This is a genomic window from Streptomyces sp. NPDC019224 (assembly GCF_040632605.1).
Taxonomy (GTDB): domain Bacteria; phylum Actinomycetota; class Actinomycetes; order Streptomycetales; family Streptomycetaceae; genus Streptomyces.
In genome coordinates this window covers 66897-85078 of the sequence record NZ_JBEYCF010000008.1, presented here as the reverse complement: position 1 = coordinate 85078, position 18182 = coordinate 66897, and the positions used below count along the sequence as shown (strand labels likewise).

Genomic DNA, 18182 nt, shown 5'->3' with positions numbered 1-18182 from the left:
GTCACGGCTGCCCCGGCCGGCGCCCGCCGTGTGCGGCGTTCACCGCGTCGGCCGGGCCGCCTCCGCGTCGTGCTCGGCCCGGACGACGCCACCTGGCCCCGGGGACGCGGCTGGGCTCTGGTCACCGGCCTGAAGACCCTCACCGCGTACCCGGCCGTCGCCCCGCGCATCGCCGCGCAGACGGCCCGTCAGGCCGGCGCGCCCCTCGCCGGCCGAACGACCGGGCGCGTTCGTGCCGGGGAGGTCGTGGATCCGGGCGGCCTCGCGGAACGCCGGCAGGCAGACTGTTCCCATGACGACACTGAGCAAGGGCGCCAACATGCCGGTGGCGGCATCCGCCGTCAGAGCCGTACTGGGCTGGTCGGCCGGACCGGGTGTGCCCGACGTGGACGCGTCGGCGCTCGTGCTGGCCGCCGACGGGCGGGTCCGCTCGGACGGCGACCTCGTCTTCTACAACCAGCCCCGGCACGCCTCCGGGGCCGTACGCCACCTCGGCAAACAGCCGGGCTCCGACGCGCTGGAGGCCGATCTCGCGACGTTGGGACCGGGCGTGGAACGGGTCGCGCTGTGCGCTTCGGCGGACGGGGGCACGTTCGGGCAGGTACCGGGGCTCCATCTGCGCCTGCTCGACGCCGGGTCCGGCGCGGAGCTGGCCCGGTTCGACATGGCGGCGGGCCCGGAAACGGCCTATGTGTGCGGCGAACTCTACCGGCGGGCGGGCGGCTGGAAGTTCCGGGCCGTGGGCCAGGGGTACGCGAGCGGGCTCGCCGGTCTGGCGACGGACTTCGGGATCAGCGTCGACGAGCCCCGTACGACCCCCGCCCAGGCCCGGCCCCCGGCCCCCGCCCCCGCGGCGCCGCCGCCTCCGTCGCACCAGCCCCTGGGCCCGGCGGCCGCGCAGCCCGCCGCGGGCCGGGGTGAGCCGTCGCCGAGGCTCACCAAGGGCGAGGAGCGGCTGCCGGTCGACATGCGCAAACGTCTGTCCCTGCGCAAGCAGCAGGTGGCCGTCAGCCTCGGCAAGCACGGCCTGTCACGGCTGACCGCCCGGGTGATCCTCGTCCTGGACGCCTCCGGGTCGATGAGCGGCCTCTACGCACGCGGCACCGTGGCGGGTGTCACCGAGCGGATGGCGGCCGTCGCCGCGCAACTCGACGACGACGGCGAGATGCAGGCGTGGACCTTCGCCTCGAACCCGGCTCGGCTGCCCGACCTCGCCATCGGCGAACTGCCCGAGTGGCTGCGGCTGCATGTGCGGGTGGGCCAGGTGAACCTCTTCGGGCGCAAGAAGCCCCAGAAGGGACTGGCCCCCGGCCAGGTCGACATGCGCGCGGTCGGCATCCAGAACGAGGAGCAGAAGGTCATCGCCGAGGTGCGGGACCACGTCCGCGCGAACCCGGCGCCCGACCCCACGCTCGTACTGTTCTTCTCGGACGGGGGTGTGTACCGCAACGACGAGATCGAGCGCGAGTTGTGCGCGGCGGTGGAGGAGCCGGTCTTCTGGCAGTTCATCGGGCTCGGCCGGTCGCAGTACGGCGTGCTGGAGCGGTTCGACACCATGCCCGGCCGCCGGGTCGACAACGTCGGTTTCTTCGCCGTCGACGACATCGAGAAGGTCTCCGACCAGGAGCTGTACGACCGCCTCCTGTCGGAGTTCCCGTCCTGGCTGCAGGCCGCCCGGCAGGCCGGCATCCTGCGCTGAGCCGTCGGGTACGGCACGCGCACGCGGGAGGAGCTTCTGCGCAAGGGGCCCGCCGCCGCCCCGCCCACCGGGGCCCCGATCGCGGACCCCGCGCCCGCATCGTCCCCACCTCGTACAAGGACGGCTCACCGCCGGCCGCTGAGACGGGAGGGCGGCCGTCCGGTGAAGGCCTGAGCCTTCACCGGACGGCCGCCTCTTTTCCGGACGCGGTTCAGCCGGCCGTCACGGGGTGTTGTTGGCCAGGGCCAGCAGCCGGGTGGCGTCACCGCTGAACCGGTCGCGGTCCACGGCTCCCGAAATGCCGCCCACCGAACCGGAGTCGGTGTACTGCCAGAAGGTCCAGTACGGGAAGCCCTTCGGGATGGTCGGGCTCGCCGCGGTCGTCCAGTGCGCGGCGAACAGCGGGCTGCGCGCGGACATGCCGCTCCAGCCGCCCGTGCAGGAGTTCCACCAGCTCGCGCTGGTGTAGATGACGACGTCACGGCCCGTCCTGGCCTTGTACGTGTTGTAGAAGTCCAGAATCCACGACTGCATGGACGCGGCCGTCTTGCCGTAGCAGCCGCCCTCCAGGTCGAGCATCCCGGGAAGCGTCAGGTTGTCCCGCGACCAGGCGCCGCCGTTGCTCGCGAAGTAGGCGGCCTGGGTCGCACCGCTGGACACGTTGGGACGCGCGAAGTGGTACGCGCCCCGGATCACCTTCGCGTTGTAGGCGTTGAGGTAGTTCGCGTTGAAGTTCGGGTCCTTGTACGTGGTGGACTCCGTGGCCTTGATGTACGCGAACCTGATGCCCGCTGCCTTCACCGAGGACCAGTTGATCGACCCCTGGTAGTGGGAGACGTCGATGCCGGGGAGCTGGGTGGCCTGGATCGAGGACGAGCTCTCCGGGGTGAGGTCGACCTCCCGGGTGTCCGGGGCGAACCTGGCGCCGTCGGCGAGGTAGCCGGCGCCCATGTATCCGTCGCCGAGGGGGATGGCGGAGCTCGACGAAGCGGTGGGCGCGGGCGAGGCCGACGCCGGCGTCGCCGAGACGGTGGGGATGACCACCATGCCGAGGCCGGCGGTTCCGAGGGCCACCAACTTGCGGAGTGCGGGTCTGCGGCTGCGGATGGATAACACGGGAGCCTCCTGGGGTGAGCGGCGCGAGCGGGGTCTACTCGCGTAGCATGGGGAGCGGTTCCGAGCATAGTGGTGTGTCCGGGGGACGGCCTGTCACGGGGTGCGGAGAAACCACTCCGTTGACGAGTGCACGTCACGAGTGACGCATGAACACCCCTGTGGCGTAAAGGGTTTCGGGCCGGCCTCTGTGGTCCAGTCCAGTGAAGAGGCCGCCGAGCTGCGGTGACTCCGTCACCCGGGTGAGAACTTTCATCCCGCTGAAACCCCGCCGCGCCGCCGCGCCGGGAGACGGGCGCCACGTCTCCCGGCCGCGAGGGCACCCAGGACGCCCGGCCGGTGGGCCCGGCAGGCCCCGGCCGGCGGCTGCTTCCCGCCCTAGTCGGCGCCGGCCGCGCGACCTGTCCGGGCCTCGCCCGGCGGACCGGCCGGCCGGCACCCGCCGTACGCCGACGGCTGGACGCCGCAGCCGGGTCCGACGCCCCCGATCGTCGTCAGCGTTCCGGGGCGGTGGCCGTCAGTTCGGGTTCCAGGCCCTCGGTCATCTCGCTGCGCCCGCGCCCGGAGTCGGCGCGCCACGCCTCGAACGCCCAGGCGGTCGACGCCACCACGGCCAGCCCGAGCAGCCAGCCGCCGACCACATCGCTGAACCAGTGCACACCCAGCGCGACCCTGGTGAAGCCCACCCCGAGTACCGAGAGCACCGCCACCGCCCAGCACACCACCCGGCCACGCCGCGGCACCAGCGGCAGCAGGACCAGCAGCAGCACCGCGAACGACGTCGTCGCGGTCATCGCGTGTCCCGACGGGAACGAGAAACCGGGCGCCCGCGCCACCGGGTCCGCGAGCGACGGCCTGGCCCGCTCGACGACCACCTTGACCAGCAGGCCCGTCAGGCCACCGGCCACCGCCGTGACGGCGCACCAGGCCGCCAGCCGCCACGCCCGCCGGTACAGCAGCCAGCCCGTCAGCAGCGCGACGGCACAGCGCAGCGTCAACGGGTCCCAGACCCAGTCGGACAGGAAGCGCAGCGCACTCGTCCAGGCCGGATGGTCCAGCGCGGTGCGGTGCAGACGCCCGGCCGCCCCCGAGTCCACCGCGCGCAGCGGCCGCCAGCGCCCCTCGACGAGAACCAGCACCAGCGCGAACGGCACCGCGGACAGCGCCGTGACGGCCGCGGCGCCGAGCAGACGCACGCCGAACGCGCGGTCCGCCGCCCGGCGCCGCCGCTCCCGCAGCAGCCGTGTGGTGGCTCGTGCAACCATTCATGCTCCCGGATCGGCTTGTATCGGACCGGGCCGGCGGGCGCGGGCAGCCTCCAGCTGCGCCGCGAAGGACAACCCGAGGAACAGGGCTATGGAGGTCAGGTAGGCCCACAGCAGGAGCGACATGAAGGCGCTCAGGGGCCCGTAGACCGTGTCGAAGGAGCCGCTGAGGGAGAGGTACTGGCTCAGCAGATAGGTCAGCGCCGTCCACAGCACCAGGTAGAGGGCCGCGCCGAACGCCAGCCAGGTGTAGCCGGGCTGATTGCGGCGCGGGGAGCGACGGAAGATCGCGCTCGCCGACAGCAGCGCCAGCAGCAGCCCGCACGGCCAGCGCAGCAGGTCCCAGGTGGTCCGCGCGGTGCCGCCGAGGTGGTAGACGGTCGCGGCGGCCGTGACGAGGTCGCCGCCGACGACCATCAGGATGAACCCGAGCCCCAGCGGAATGCCGGCCGTCAGCGACATCACCAGACCCCGGAAGTACTTCTGGTGGAAGGGGCGGTCGCGCTCGACCCCGTAGATCCGGTTGGCCCCGCGCTCTATCTGGCACATCGCCGTCGTCACGTTGACCAGCGAGAAGAGCAGCCCGAACCAGAGCGTGAGCTGGGAGCCCTCACCGGCGTGCCGCCGGCTGCGGTCGAGCGCGTCGTCCACCACGTCGGCGCTCGGCCCGGCCGCGATGCGATGGATCGTCAGTTCCGCGAGCCGGCCCACGTTCTCGGTGTGCAGCGAGGCCGAGAGACCGACGAAGGCGATCACCAGCGGGATCACCGCGAGGACCGTCTGCAGGGCCAGCGCCCGCGAGTGGCTGAAGCCGTCGGCGTAACGGAAGCGTACGAACGAGTCACGCACCAGCGGCCAGCGCCCGTAGCGGCGGAGCGATTCCAGTGCCTCGTCCGCACTCAGCTCGTCACCCGACATGTCGCGGGTCTGCGGGACCCGGGTCGCGGTGCCCATCACTCACCCCCCGACGGCAGGAGTACGGTGAGGGCCCCCGGACGCACCTCGGCCACGAGCCGGCGGCCCGTTCCCACCGGGTCGCCGTCGAGCTCCCGCGACTGTCCTGTGGCGAAGCGGAGTTCGGCGCGGCGGAAGGTGAAGTACTCCACGGGCGCGCCGACGCCTCCCGGACCGGAGCCGGACCGCCGGGGGCCACGCAGCACCGCGCCCACGGCACGCAGCCAGCCGCCCGGGCCGTGCGGGTCGAACACGGCCAGGTCGAGCAGCCCGTCGTCGGGCCGGGCGGACGGGACGAGGGTCGCCCCGCCCTGCACGGCCCCGATGTTGGCGAGCAGCACCATCCGCGCCGTGCGACGCAGCACCGGCCCGCCGTCCAGCCGGACCGACACCGACATGCGCGGCGCCCGCAGACTGCTCAGTCCGGCGACCACGTACGCGGGCCAGCCGAGCGCGGCCTTCGCCGCACTGCCGGTGTTCTCCAGCATCGCGGCATCCAGGCCCGCCCCGGACATCGCGGTGAAGTGGGTGGCCGGCAGGCCGTCGCCCTCGATCCGGCCGAGGTCGATCCGGCGCTCGGTGCCCGACAGCGCGGCGGCCAGCGCCTCGGCCGGCGCGACCGGCAGGCCCAGGTTCCGGGCCAGCAGGTTGCCCGTGCCGCAGGGGACCAGCGCCATCGGGACCCCCGTCCCGGCCAGCCGGTCGGCCGCCGCCCGTATCGTTCCGTCGCCCCCGCACACCACGACCAGTGCGGCGCCGTCGCGCACCGCTGCCGCCGCCTGCCCGCCGCCCGGGTCGTCGACGGTCGTGGGCACGAACTCCGCCGCATGATGCCCGTACTGCTCCAGGACGAGCCGCAACGTCTCGCGCCGCTCCTCGTCGGTCACCGTCGGATTGACCACGACGACGGTGCGGCCGGCGACCCGCTGCGCCCCTTCGGCGGCCATCTCCTGCGCGATCGCCATGGCGTTCTTGGGGGCCGGGGCCGGGCTCGTGCCCTCGGCCAGCAGCGTCCGGCCCGCCACCAGCAGGGACAGTGCTCCGTTCAGCATGCCGCCGAGGACATCGGTGGGGTGGTGCATCCCCCGGTAGAGCCTGGCCAGACCCACGAGCAGCGCAATGAGCAGCAGCAGCGCGGCGAGCACCTTGTGGCGTCGGCCGCGCCCGCCCGGAAGGAGCGCCAGCACGGCGAGACCCGCGTAGAGCGCGGTCGCGGCCCCGGTGTGCCCGGAGGTGTAACTCGCCGTCGGCGGCGACGCGTCGAGCCGGTCCACCTCGGGCCGGTCGCGGTCCACGCACACGGTGATCACCAGGAACACCAGGGACTGGAGCGAGACACCGACGGCGAGGAAGACGGCCTGCCGCCACCTCGGCAGCCGGGGAATCGCGACGAGGCCCAGGCAGACCAGGACGGTGATCACGATGATCGTGACGGTGTCGCCGGCCCCCGACGCGGCGAACGACACATCGGTCAGGGGGCCCGTCCGCAGGTGCTCGAACCCCTCGTTGACCCGGTCCTCGGCGCTGAGGGGCCAGACGCGTTGTCCGGGCCCCGTGATCAGCAGCCCGAGACCCACCATCAGCGCCGCCTGCCCGACGGTCAGCGCACTCAAGCGCAGCGCGGCCGTGCGCAGACCGGTCGTCAGGGCGGGGGAGCGGCCCGGCCCCGCGGGAGCACGGGGGTTTGTCGGTCGCACGGGTCTTTCCGGCTGGGTGGCGGACATGGGGTTCCCCCTCTTCGGCGGCGGGACGCTTCGGCTCGTCCGGTGACCCGCCGTCTGCCCCGTATTCCGCCCCGCAGGCATGCTGCGAACGGTCCTGCCGGGCGGCGCCGGCCACGGACCCGCCGGTGACCGGGTGTGACCGGCGGCGGCGTGGGTACGCGGAACGGCGTCCGGAGGAACGAGCAGCCGCGAACAGGAGGACGGTCATGGCGGTTCCGAAAACGGGTCTGCTGGTGCTGGACTGCGCCGAAGCGGAGGAACTGGCCGACTTCTACGCCGCGTTGCTCGGCGCCGAGGTCCGCCCCGGGCACGAGCCCGATCTCGTCGAGGTCGTGGGCGCGGCCGGCATCCACCTCGCCATCCGCAGGGACCACGGGTACGCGCCGCCGAGCTGGCCGAGGCCCGACGACTCGCAGCAGGCCCATCTGCGGATCCTGGTCGCCCGCGAGGACATCGACGAGGCGGAACGGGAGGCGGTCGGTCTCGGCGCGCGCCCCCTGGACACGAAGAACAACGGCGGCGCACGAGACGCCCGCCTCTACTCCGACCCCGCCGGACACCCCTTCACCCTGGCCACCCGCGCCTAGGGCCTGGCGGGTCCGGCAACCACTCATTCCCACCCACCCCAGGAGCTCTCATGTCCTCCTCTCTCGTCGAGACCGTCGATATCAAGGCCCCCGTCGCCGTCAGCTGGGCGCTGTGGAGCGACGTCGCGCGCTGGCCCGCCTTCCTGAGCCACGTCCGGCGCGTCGATCCCCTGGACGCGCGCCGGTTCGCCTGGCAGCTCTCCCTCCCCGGCACCGACAAGAGCTTCGTCGCCGAACTCACCGAGGTCATTCCGGAGAACCGGATCGCGTGGAGGACCACGGAAGGTGTCCACCACGCCGGGGTCGTCACCTTCCACCGGCTGGACGACGAGTCGAGCCGGGTGGCCCTGCAGATCGAGTACGACCCCCAGGGCTTCGTGGAGTACTTCGGTGCCCTCACCAACCTGGACTCGGTCCTGGCCAACTACGACCTCGGCGAGTTCCAGAAGCTGGCCGAACGGACCGCACGCGGTGACTTCTGACCGCACCTCCTGACCGGCGCCCGCCCCTGCTCCGGCGACGAGCCGCCCAGGACACCCGGGAAGTCCGGCCCGGGCGGGCGGCGCGTCACCGGGGCGCGGCGGTGCGAGGCGCTGAACCGGGCCGGTCTCGCCGGGCTTCTCGGCGGTCGCGACGTACATCGGACAGCCGAGCGCGTCGGTGAACCGGGCGAAGGCGATCACGGGGGGGGTGGCTCTCTGTCGGGCTCTCTCGCAGGGTCTGGCGGGGTGCCGCCCATGCCGAGGGACTGACCGGCGAGGTGGCGCGGGCCGACGTCACCTCGCCACGTGAGGGCGGCTCAGGCCATCTCGGGCTGTGGCTCCAGCGTCGGCGCGGGCGCCGTCTTCGGCTCCCACCGCCGGATGATCCGTGCGTAGCCGTAGATCACCGATCCCATGGCCGCGATGAGAAGCGGTCCGAACAGCCACGGATAGTGGGCCATCTCCAGCGACAGATAGCGGTACGACACCAGAAGCGCGGCGAAGACGGCGGTGCCGTAGGCGACCAGACCGACGGCAGGCCGGTCCCAGCCGCGTTCGAGCGCGCGCATGCCCGTCTCGATCGTCAGCGTGAACACCACACCGGCGACGAGGTCCGCGCCGTAGTGGTAGCCGAAGCCCAGCGTCGCGGCGAGCGTGGCGACCAGCCAGAAGGCGCCGGCGTACTGGAGGAACTTCGGGCCCTTGCGGGAGTGGATGAAGATCGCGGTGGCCCACGCGGTGTGGAGGCTGGGCATGCAGTTGCGCGGGGTGATCTCGTCGAACGGCATGTGGTGCGGGGTGCCGATGGGCACGGGGGTGTCGGGCCACATGTCGCCCACCGCCCAGTGCCCGCCGTCGGAGCCGAACGCGAAGATCGGGCCGACCACCGGGAAGATCATGTAGATGGCCGGGCCGAGGAGGCCGATCACCAGGAAGGTGCGCACCAGGTGGTGGCCGGGGAAGCGGCGGTCCGTCGCCACGTTACGCAGCTGGTACAGCGCGACGCAGACCGCGGCGACCGCCAGCTGCGTATAGACGGCGTCGAGGAAATGGGCGCCGGCAGGGCCGGTCGCCTCGATGAGCCGCCCCACCACCCAGGACGGGTTGCCGAGCGCGTGGTCGGCGTTGGCCATGTACTGGTCGAGCACCTCGGGGCGGGTCTTCGATGTGATGACCAGCCAGGTGTCACCGGTCTTCCGCCCCGCCACCAGGAGCAGCCCCAGACCGACGCCCTTCAGGAGCAGCATGCGTTCCTGACCCGTGCGGCGGGTGAGAGCGATGACCGTGACGCCCACCATCACCCACAGCGCACCGTTGCCGAAGGGGTGGCCCTCGGTGACCGGAGCGTCGGCCACCCATCGGATCAGGGCGATGACGATGTCGATGCCGGCCGCGACACCGACCGCGATGAAACGCTGCCGCCAGGTGAGGACGATCATCATCAGACCCATGCTGGCGTACAGCAAGAAGCCTGATTTGGGGGCGATCACCACTTCTTGGGCCTGAGTGGTGACCGGCCCCGGCAGGCCGTAATGGCGTGCGGCGATCTCCAGCGCGACGAGGAACGCGAGTGTCACCACCGCCGCCACCGTCCACAGGATCGCTCGCGGCCGGCGCCACGCGGCGAAGGGTATTCGGCGGTTTATTCGCGAAAACGCCCGCGATGCTATAGGTATCAATTCTCTGGCCGATGTCCTGGGTTTTGGTCAAATAGGTCGCTTTTCATGCCGTATGGCATGGTGTGCGGGCGATGAGGGTGGTCGCCGGGGCGGGATCATGCTAGCCGAGGGGTTTCGACGGGTATTCGCTGGTCGTGGAAGAGGCGGAAGAACTGTCCTGAATGAGAGGTAGCCCGCCACGGGGGCGGGCTACGGTGCTCCCTTTCCGGAGCGGATCGTGCGGACGAGGCGGTCAGGAGAGCGTGCAGCTCACGGTCGGTACGGCGCCGGCGGCCGGTGTGCCCTGGAAGCCGAAGCCGGTGTGCGCGCCGGCCGCGAGGCTGCCGTTGTGGTCGGTGTTGGTGACGGTGACGGCGGCGCCGGTCTGGGTGTATGCGGCGTTCCACATGTTCGTGATCTTCTGCCCGCTGCCGTAGGTCCAGGTCAGCTTCCACGCGGTGGCCGGTGCCGTACCCGTGTTGGTCACGGTGACGTCCACCCCGAACCCGCTGCCCCAGTCCCCGTTCACCGTGTACACCGCCTTGCAGCCGGTGTTCCCGCCGGAGCCGGTGGTGGTGGCGGTGACGGACGCGGAGGGAGCGGAGGTGTTGCCCGCGGCGTCGCGGGCGCGGACGGTGTACGTGTACGAGGTGCCGGCCGTCACACCGGTGTCCGTGTACGTGGTGCCGGTGGCGGTGCCGGCCTTGGTGGAGCCGCGGTAGACGTCGTAGCCGGTGACTCCGGTGTCATCGGAGGTGGCCTGCCAGGACAGGGAAACGGAGCCCGCGGTGGTCCCGGTGACGGTGAGGCCCGTCGGGGCCGTCGGGGCCCGGGTGTCGTCGCCGCCGGAGCCGCCGCCGTTGCCGAAACCGGGCGCCTTGATGCTCGCCAGGTAACCGTCCTTCACGGTGTCGACCGAGGTCCAGTCGTCCTTCAGGATGCCGCCGGTGTCACCGGAATTCGGGTTCCAGGACCAGAAGGTCCACGAGAAGCTGTCGGCCCCGTATCGGCTGGTCGGCCGCAGGTAGTCGGCCAGGGCCTTCAGCCACTTCTGGTCGGTGGTGGACTGGAGTGTGGTGCCGAACTCGCCCACCCACACCGGAGCGATGTTCTGCTTGAAGATGTAGCCCCAGTACTTGTCCCAGACGCCGGGCATGTTGTCGGGGAACGAGGCGTCGGCGAACCACGGCTGCTGGGCGACGCTGGTGGCGTAGTCGTGTGCCGAGTACACCACCCGGTGCGGCACGCTCAGCTCCACCGGGTACTGCCCGACGCCCATGAGGTTGCCGCCCCACCAGCCGGACACCCCGGCGAAGGTCTGCACGCCCTCCACGAAGATCAGCAGGTCCGGGTTGGCCGACAGGACGGCGTCGCCACCGCGCTCCGCCGCCAGCCGCCAGTCCTTCGCGGTGTCGCCGCAGCCCCAGCAGGCGGGGTCGTGGGGCTCGTTGTGCAGGTCGATGCCGACTACCGCGTCGTTGCCCGCGTACCGGGCGGCCAGTGTCCTGAGGTGGGCCAGCCAGGTGGACTCGGGGACGGCCGAGGTGTACCAGAGTGCCGACTGGCCGGCCGAGTCGGGCCGGTGCCGGTCCAGGATGACCTTCATGCCGACACTGCCCGCGTGATCCACGATGCGGTCCATCACCTGGAGCGAGTCGAGCCCCTCCAGATCGGTGTTCATCCCGCCGGAATAGTTGATGCTCGCGGGCTCGGTCCCGGCGAAGATGTCGTCGCTGTACGGCAGTCTGATGGTGTTGTAACCCAGCGACCGCATCTGGTCGATCATGCTCTTGTAGTCGCGGGACCACAGGCCGTGAGGCACGTAGTTGGCGGTCTCGAAGCCGAACCAGTTGATTCCGGCGATGCGGACCGGCTGGTTGTCGGCGTCCAGGATCTGCCGCCCGCTGGTGTGCCAGTAGCCGGACCCGGCAGCGGGCTCGGCAGCCTGTGCCGTGACCGTACCGGCGAGGGGCAGAAGCAGGGCCGCCGCGCTGAAGGCGGCGATCCTGGCGGCTCTTCGGAGAGTGCGGAGAGGGTGGAGCACGGTGCTGGTTCCTCTCTCGGCGACGCGGAGTCACGGCCCGCAAAGGGATGGGAGCGCTCCCATTACGCGCCGTGCGCCGCGCCGCCCGGGGCAGGGGGACGGGGGTGCGGGGCCGGCGGTCACCCCCTCGATGCCGGGATGAAGTCCCGTTGCCCGGCGGGCGAGGCGGATGGTCGCGGCCCGGCGCCATAAAAGCGATAGAGCCATGGGCATGTCAATGGGGTGTGCCGTGTTCATGTGTTGAAGGCGGTGCGGCCCGCCGCGGCCCTAGGTGCGCGGTCTTACTCCAGGCGGTCCTACTCCATGTCCCACTCTTCCAGCAGGCCGAAGAGGTGCCGGTCGCCTTCGAGCTTCAGGGAGTCCAGTGGAACGCGGCCGTAGAAGGCCAGGACCAGGTCGCTCGCCGTACCCTTGACGGAGGCGTCGGCCGACTCCGACTCCTCGCCGGCTGCGGGGCCGGATTCGGGCAGACGGAAGGCTCGCGAACCATTGGCGGAGAGCGATTGGCGCCAGGAGTCGCCCTCGGTGACCTGATAGTCGACGACGGCGGGCTTGTGCGGCCAAGCGACCGTCGTGGTGCAGCAGGTGAACAGGAAGTCCTCGACGCCATCAAGCGCCACCTCCTCCGGTAGCGACTCCGGGGCGCCCACGGTGAGCTGGGCGTCATAGGTGTGCATCGCGATCTCCTGGAGCTGGTGCCGGGCGACGGCGCCGCAGGTCCGCGGCGACTGCGACGAGCTCCACCATGTCCAGCAACCGCGCTCCGGGCCGGCCTCCCGCAACGCGTCCAGCATCTGCTGCGTCGACTCGGCCAGCCAGGCGAGCAGGGCCTCGCGCTCCTGCGGTGCGGCCAGGCCCTCTCCCGCCGACTTGCCCGAGGCGTTCGGCCCAGCCGCGACCGTAGCGGCCCAGGCGCGACGCCCCCCGCCCAGGTGGTGCACCAGGTCGAGCAGCGTCCACTCGGGGCAGGTCGGCACCTGCACGTCGAGGCTGGGCGCGGAGGCGATCGCGGCCCGGAAGGCGGCCGACCGCTCGTCGATCAAGCGCAGCAGTTCAGGGAAGTCCAAGGTCTTGGTCACCCGGGTTTCCTATCACTGTGCGCGGCGACGTCACAACGATTTTCGCGGGCCGGTCTCCGCCTTCGCGGCGCAATGATCCAGATCAAGGGCCTTACCGGAGCTGCTGCTTGGGCACGGCCGAATGCACGCCCTGGCAGTCGCAGCCTGTCGCGTAGAACGCGAGGAAGAGGCTCGTCCCGGCGCCCAGCGCGAGGAGGGCGGTCGTGGTGGCGGCGACGCCTCGTCGCCGGGGGTGCTGTGAAGGTGCGCGGAGCATGGTCCACGCGCCGTGGATGAAGGCGAGGCCCGCGAGAACGCTGCCCGCCACGGTCAGGCGGGGGCTGGCTGACCAGCTGAGGTGCGCCGCCCATATCAGGGCGCCGAGCAGTATGCAGGCGAGCGCGGTGAGTGCCAGCTCGCCGACGGCCTCCACGGTCTGCTCCCGAAGGTGCTCCCCGACGCGCTTCGCGGTTCTTCCGATGCCCATGATGCTTCTTTCTTCGGCGTGTTGACCTGTCCGCAGAGGGAGACCCGAAGGGGGTGATGTGGGTTGCCGGCGAGTCGGGGAGGGGGTGGACGTTCCGGCTTGACGGTGCAAGGATATGTGGAATGTCGAATAAAAATGCATCGATGCGAGCGGACGACGCTCTGCCCTGGCCCACCGGTTTCCTCGCGTACACCGGCCACGGCGGGCTGCGTGAACACGGCGACGACATCTCGATCGTCGCCTCGGACCGGCCGGCGGTCAGCGCTGCCGTCTTCACCCGGAGCCTCTTCGCCGGGCCGGCCGTGGTGCTCAGTCGCAGGCACGCCGCAGGGCAGCGCCTGCGCGCCGTGACCACCCTGGCGCAGAACGCCAATGTCGCCACCGGGCGCCGGGGTGAGGAGAACGCTGCCGAGGTCGTCCGCCGGGTCGCCGGGATTCTCGGCGTCCCCGAAGGTGAGGTGCTCATCGGCTCCACGGGGGTCATCGGCAGGCCCCTGCCGATGACCACCATCCTCCCGCACTTCGACAGGACCGCCGAGCGTGGCATCGCGGCGTTCACGGCCGGGCCCCAGGACGTGGCCCGCGCGATGATGACCACCGACACCCGCCCGAAGACCGCCGCCCGGACCGTCGGGCCGGCCCGCCTCGTGGGCGTCGCCAAGGGGGTCGGCATGCTGGAGCCCGACATGGCCACCATGCTGGCCTATGTGGTCACCGACGCCGAGCTCTCCCCGGCCGACCTGGACACCGCGCTGCGCGGGGCGGTGGACCGTACGTTCAACTGTCTGAGCGTCGACACCGACACCTCGACCTCCGACACCGTGGCCGTCATCGCCAACGGGGCGGCCGGAGCGGTCGATCCGGTGCTGTTCGCCGAGGCGCTCGCGGACCTGTGCCTGGATCTCACCCTGCAGCTGGCGAGCGACGGCGAAGGGGCCACCAGGCTTCTGCGCGTCACCGTGGGCGGCGCCCGCGACCACGCGCAGGCCAAGCGCGTCGCCAAGAGCGTGGTGAACTCGCCGCTGGTCAAGACCGCCGTCCACGGCGCGGACCCCAACTGGGGGCGGGTCCTCATGGCCATCGGCAAGAACACCGATGACACCGATATCGTCCCGGACGCCGTCACCGTCGAGTTCGGTGACATCGAGGTGTATCCGGAGGAGCCCGAGGCGGACACCCTGGGCAGACTCGTGGATCTGATGGGCCGGGACGAGGTGGACATCGCGATCACGCTCGGTCTCGGCGACGCCGAAGCGACCGTGTACGGCTGCGACTTGTCCGCCGGATACATCCGCGTCAACGCCGACTACACGACCTGACCGCCGGCCCGTCGTCGCGGGGCATCGCGCGCCGCGGCGACGGGCCGCGCTACACCCGTACGAAGCACCCCACCAGCACCGCGAGCGAGACCGCGAGCATGCCGAGACAGTTGACCCAGAACGTGGTGTTCAGCGCCCGCGCGCGGATGTGCGCGACGGCGGCCGCGAGGAAGTAGACCACGATCGCCGCGGTCGTCGTCATGGCGACACCGGGCACCCGGAAGCCGACGACGAGGCCGACGACCGAGGCGGCCTTGGCGGTGGTCAGCACCCACCACCACTCGCGCGGCAGCCGGACGCCCTCGAGGCAGTCGACGATGAACCCCGGCGGGCGCAGCATCATCGCCGCGTCACCGGCCTGGATGACGAGCAGGACCACCACCGGCCATACGGGGGAGGGGAGTTCGGAGAGCGACATGGGTCAGTTCCCTTCCTGCGCGGTGACGAAGGCGGCGATGGTCCTGATCCGCGCCGCCGTCTGCCGGTGGTCGGTCGATCCGGCGGCGAGCAGCATCAGTTCCCCCAGGTAGCCGGCGAACATCACCTGCGCCCCGAGCCGGGCCCGCGCCTCGGGCATGCCGGCGTTCACCATCGCGGCCGTGAGGTTGTCCTCGGAGAGGGCGCGGAGCGCGCCCAGGGCGGCGTTCTCCGGCCTGCCCCTCGCCAGCGTCCGGAAGTACGCGCGGGCGAGGTCCTCGTTCTCGGCGAACAGGGCCAGGAACGGGTCGAAGTAATGCGCCAGGTACGCGACGGCGGGCGGCGCGGGCGCCGCCTCCGCCGGAGCGGGCGGGGCGGGGATCCGGTCGGCGATGGCCCGGTCGTACACCAGGCTCAGCAGTGACTCCTTGTCCCCGACCGCCATGACCGCGCCCACCGAAACACCGGCCTCCGCCGCGATCTGACGCACCGTCGTGCTCTGGAAGCCCCGCTCCGCGAAGAGCCGGGCCGCGGCCTCCACGATGCGGGTGGCGGTCCGTCGCTTCTGCGCCGCACGCGTTGACTGAACATGTTCACCGAACATGTTCATAAGGTACGGGCGTGCGCGCGCCCGTACAAGAGCCCGGCCCGCGCAGTCGCGGACCGGGCTTGCGGGCATGGAGCGGGGCCCGTCGTCTACAGCTCGTCGCCGAAGGCGTCGGCGAGCTCGCGGTACTCGGCCAGCGGGAGCCCCGTCCTGCCCTGGCCCGCCGTGACCACCTGGAGTGCCACGTGGTCCGCGCCCGCCTCGATGTACTCGCGCGTCCGCGCCTTCACCCGCTCGGCGTCGCCCAACGCGAAGAGGGCGTCCAGGAGGCGTGTGCTGCCCCCGCCGTCGAAGTCGCTCTCGGTGAACCCGAGGCGCAGCAGATTGCCGGTGTAGTTGGGCAGTTGGAGGTACATCGCCAGCATCGCGCGCGCCGTGTCGCGCGCCCGGTCGAGGTCGGTGTCGAGCACGACGGACAGTTCGGGCGCGAGCAGCGCGTCGGATCCGAGAGCTTCGCGTGCCTCCGCCGTGTGCGCGGCGGTGACGAGGTAGGGGTGTGCGCCCAGCGCCCGGTCCGACGCCAGCTTCAGCATCTTCGGGCCGAGCGCCGCCAGCACCCGGTGCCGGGGGCCCACGGCCGGGTCGGCGGCGTCCAGGGCATCGAGGTAGCCCACCATCGCGCTGTACGGCTTCGCGTACTGGGGTACCAGCGCGTCGTGGCTGACGCCCAGGCCGAGGACGAAGCGTCCCCGCGCGCTCGCGTCGATCGCGGCGACGCGGGCGGCCACCTCCTCGGCGGTGTGGTTCCAGATGCTCAGGATGCCGGTGGCGACGGTGACGGTCCGGGTGGCGTCGACGATGGCGGCGGCGTCCTCGGGCGAGGGGCTGCCGCCGAGCCACAGCGTCCCGTAGCCCAGCGCCTCGATCTCCGCGACCGCGTCCGCGATCTCCTTCCTCCCGTCGTCGTCCACCCGCGACTGGTGCAGCGCGCCGCTCCAGATGCCGATCCGGCCGAACGTCTCACGTGTCTCAGAAGTCATGTCGGGGACAACAGCGCCCGGCTTCCGCTATTCCCGGCGCTGCTGCGAACGGGTCGGTCCGCACCGAGACGCCGGCCCCGGACCGTGCGCGCAACCCGTGTGGCGGAGTCGCCGCGTGTGCGGCGGCGGCCCCGGGGCAACTGGCGGATATTGGATGCTCTGCGCTTCGCGGGACGCACCCGCCCGGACGAGGAGGTAGCTGCCGTGACGACCCCCGCCGCATCGGAGGGACACGAAGACAGGGAACAACGCCCACGGGGGAGAGGCGGCCGGGAGCGCGATCCGCGCGACGAGGCGGCGGCTCCCGGCGACTCCGGGATCGGCACCGTCACCACGGCCGTCCCGGCCAGGCTGGACCGGCTGCCGTGGTCGCGCTGGCACTGGATGATCGTCATCGGCCTCGGCACGGTGTGGATCCTCGACGGCCTCGAAGTGACGACGGTCGGCAACATCGCGAGCCGTCTCTCGGAGGACGGTTCCGGCCTCGACATCACGTCCTCCCAGGTCACCGGAGTCGCCGCCGCTCTCTATGTGGCGGGGGCCTGTGCGGGGGCACTGTTCTTCGGCTGGCTCACCGACCGCTACGGCCGCAAGAAGCTCTTCATGGTGACGCTCGCGGTCTACCTCGCGGCGACCGCCATGACCGGACTGTCGTTCAGCGCCTGGTGGTTCTTCCTCTTCCGTTTCCTCACCGGCTTCGGCATCGGCGGCGAGTACGCGGCGATCAACTCGGCCATCGACGAACTGATCCCGTCGAAGTACCGGGGCCGGGTCGACCTCATCATCAACGGCAGTTACTGGTTGGGCGCGGTCGGCGGTGCGCTGCTGTCGATCGTCATGCTGAACACGGACTACTTCCCCAAGGACCTCGGCTGGCGGCTCACCTTCGCCCTCGGCGTCGTCCTGGGTCTCGTGATCCTGCTCGTACGCCGGAACGTGCCGGAGAGCCCGCGCTGGCAGTTCATCCACGGGCACGGTGAGCAGGCCGACGAGCTGGTCGGGGCCGTCGAGCGGGAGATCGAGGAGGAGAAGCACGAGAAGCTGCCGCCCCCGGCCGGAGAGATCACGATCCACGAGCGCAAGAGCATCGGCTTCGGGCTCATCGCCAGGACCGTCTTCCGCAGCTATCCCAAGCGCGCGGTGCTCGGCCTCTCCCTCTTCATCGGGCAGGCGTTCCTCTACAACGCGATCACCTTCGGTTTCGGCGCGATCCTGACGACGTTCTACGACGTGGACAGCGGCCACACCGGCTACTACTTCGCCGTGATCGCGGCGGGCAACTTCGTCGGGCCGCTCGTGCTCGGCAAGCTCTTCGACACGATCGGGCGGCGCATCATGATCGCCGCCACCTACATCCTGCCGGGCATCCTGCTGTTCATCACGGCCTGGCTCTTCGACCGGGGCTCGCTGACCGCCAACACGCTCACCGCCTGCTGGTGCGTGGTGCTGTTCTTCGCCTCGGCCGGCGCGAGCAGCGCGTATCTCACGGTCTCCGAGGTGTTCCCCATGGAGACCAGGGCCATGGCCATCGCCTTCTTCTACGCGATCGGTACCGCGGCCGGCGGGATCAGCGGCCCCCTGATCTTCGCCGACCTCACCGAGTCGGGCGTTCCGGGCGACACCGCCCTCGCCTTCTCCATCGGCGCGGCCCTGATGTGCGCGGCGGGTCTCGTCGCGGCCTTCCTCGCGGTCGACGCGGAGCAGCGCTCCCTGGAGGACATCGCCAAGCCCCTGTCCCAGACCACGTAGCGCGCCCGGACGCACCCCTCAGGCCGGACCCGGAGTCGC

Annotated in this window: 17 protein-coding genes; 5 read left to right on the top strand and 12 right to left on the bottom strand. The window is 71.5% G+C overall.

The window, feature by feature from the left end; translation table 11 throughout:
* Positions 1 to 39: 39 nt before the first annotated feature.
* Complete coding sequence (locus tag ABZ564_RS07590; protein ID WP_360851092.1) at positions 40 to 294, bottom strand: hypothetical protein; 255 nt, start codon at positions 292 to 294, stop codon at positions 40 to 42.
* Here ABZ564_RS07590 and ABZ564_RS07585 point away from each other — a divergent pair.
* Positions 293 to 1699, top strand: a complete 1407-nt coding sequence (locus tag ABZ564_RS07585; protein WP_360851088.1) for a VWA domain-containing protein — start codon at positions 293 to 295, stop codon at positions 1697 to 1699. The two genes, ABZ564_RS07590 and ABZ564_RS07585, sit on opposite strands and share 2 nt — an antisense overlap.
* 222 nt (positions 1700 to 1921) lie before the next feature.
* Here the strand turns inward: ABZ564_RS07585 and ABZ564_RS07580 are convergent, their stop codons facing one another.
* From ABZ564_RS07580 to ABZ564_RS07565, 4 genes are all read right to left on the bottom strand, one after another.
* Positions 1922 to 2815 carry a GH25 family lysozyme gene (locus ABZ564_RS07580; RefSeq protein WP_360851085.1) on the bottom strand — a complete coding sequence of 298 codons (894 nt, stop codon included), beginning with the start codon at positions 2813 to 2815 and terminating at the stop codon, positions 1922 to 1924.
* A 491-nt stretch (positions 2816 to 3306) separates the two neighbouring features.
* Complete coding sequence (locus ABZ564_RS07575; RefSeq protein WP_360851082.1) at positions 3307 to 4077, bottom strand: phosphatase PAP2 family protein; 771 nt, start codon at positions 4075 to 4077, stop codon at positions 3307 to 3309.
* On the bottom strand, positions 4078 to 5031 hold the full coding sequence (locus ABZ564_RS07570; protein WP_360851077.1) for a YihY/virulence factor BrkB family protein: 954 nt from the start codon (positions 5029 to 5031) through the stop codon (positions 4078 to 4080).
* Positions 5031 to 6755, bottom strand: coding sequence for a diacylglycerol kinase family protein (locus ABZ564_RS07565; RefSeq protein WP_360851074.1), 1725 nt, complete (start codon positions 6753 to 6755; stop codon positions 5031 to 5033). Before ABZ564_RS07565 ends, ABZ564_RS07570 begins: the two co-directional genes overlap by 1 nt.
* A 206-nt stretch (positions 6756 to 6961) precedes the next feature.
* Between ABZ564_RS07565 and ABZ564_RS07560 the strand changes: the two genes are divergently transcribed.
* Positions 6962 to 7342, top strand: coding sequence for a VOC family protein (locus ABZ564_RS07560; protein ID WP_360851070.1), 381 nt, complete (start codon positions 6962 to 6964; stop codon positions 7340 to 7342).
* A gap of 50 nt (positions 7343 to 7392) precedes the next feature.
* Complete coding sequence (locus ABZ564_RS07555; RefSeq protein ID WP_360851066.1) at positions 7393 to 7824, top strand: SRPBCC family protein; 432 nt, start codon at positions 7393 to 7395, stop codon at positions 7822 to 7824.
* A gap of 317 nt (positions 7825 to 8141) precedes the next feature.
* On the opposite strand, the gene ABZ564_RS07550 is transcribed toward ABZ564_RS07555, so the two are convergent.
* The 4 genes from ABZ564_RS07550 to ABZ564_RS07535 all read right to left on the bottom strand — a co-directional run bounded on the left by ABZ564_RS07550 (position 8142) and on the right by ABZ564_RS07535 (position 13071).
* A complete protein-coding gene (locus tag ABZ564_RS07550; protein WP_360851305.1) occupies positions 8142 to 9425 on the bottom strand; it encodes a phosphatase PAP2 family protein in 1284 nt (427 codons plus the stop codon).
* A 310-nt stretch (positions 9426 to 9735) separates the two neighbouring features.
* Complete coding sequence (locus ABZ564_RS07545) at positions 9736 to 11526, bottom strand: cellulase family glycosylhydrolase (protein WP_360851062.1); 1791 nt, start codon at positions 11524 to 11526, stop codon at positions 9736 to 9738.
* A 296-nt stretch (positions 11527 to 11822) separates the two neighbouring features.
* The gene (locus ABZ564_RS07540; protein WP_360851059.1) at positions 11823 to 12605 is read right to left on the bottom strand and encodes a maleylpyruvate isomerase family mycothiol-dependent enzyme; all 783 of its coding nucleotides are present in this window, start codon (positions 12603 to 12605) and stop codon (positions 11823 to 11825) included.
* Positions 12606 to 12696: 91 nt separating this feature from the next.
* On the bottom strand, positions 12697 to 13071 hold the full coding sequence (locus tag ABZ564_RS07535) for a hypothetical protein (RefSeq protein ID WP_360851056.1): 375 nt from the start codon (positions 13069 to 13071) through the stop codon (positions 12697 to 12699).
* Between the two features lie 143 nt (positions 13072 to 13214).
* On the opposite strand from ABZ564_RS07535, the gene argJ reads away from it, so the two are divergent.
* Positions 13215 to 14390, top strand: a complete 1176-nt coding sequence (gene argJ / locus ABZ564_RS07530; protein WP_360851053.1) for a bifunctional glutamate N-acetyltransferase/amino-acid acetyltransferase ArgJ — start codon at positions 13215 to 13217, stop codon at positions 14388 to 14390.
* Positions 14391 to 14439: 49 nt separating this feature from the next.
* Here the strand turns inward: argJ and ABZ564_RS07525 are convergent, their stop codons facing one another.
* From ABZ564_RS07525 to ABZ564_RS07515, 3 genes are all read right to left on the bottom strand, one after another.
* Positions 14440 to 14808 (bottom strand): DoxX family protein, encoded by a 369-nt coding sequence (locus ABZ564_RS07525; protein WP_360851049.1) that lies wholly within the window; start codon positions 14806 to 14808, stop codon positions 14440 to 14442.
* A gap of 3 nt (positions 14809 to 14811) precedes the next feature.
* The gene (locus tag ABZ564_RS07520; protein ID WP_360851046.1) at positions 14812 to 15411 is read right to left on the bottom strand and encodes a helix-turn-helix domain-containing protein; all 600 of its coding nucleotides are present in this window, start codon (positions 15409 to 15411) and stop codon (positions 14812 to 14814) included.
* 92 nt (positions 15412 to 15503) lie between these two features.
* A complete protein-coding gene (locus ABZ564_RS07515) occupies positions 15504 to 16394 on the bottom strand; it encodes an LLM class F420-dependent oxidoreductase (protein ID WP_360851042.1) in 891 nt (296 codons plus the stop codon).
* Between the two features lie 204 nt (positions 16395 to 16598).
* On the opposite strand from ABZ564_RS07515, the gene ABZ564_RS07510 reads away from it, so the two are divergent.
* Positions 16599 to 18143, top strand: a complete 1545-nt coding sequence (locus ABZ564_RS07510) for an MFS transporter (protein WP_360851038.1) — start codon at positions 16599 to 16601, stop codon at positions 18141 to 18143.
* Positions 18144 to 18182 lie beyond the last annotated feature (39 nt).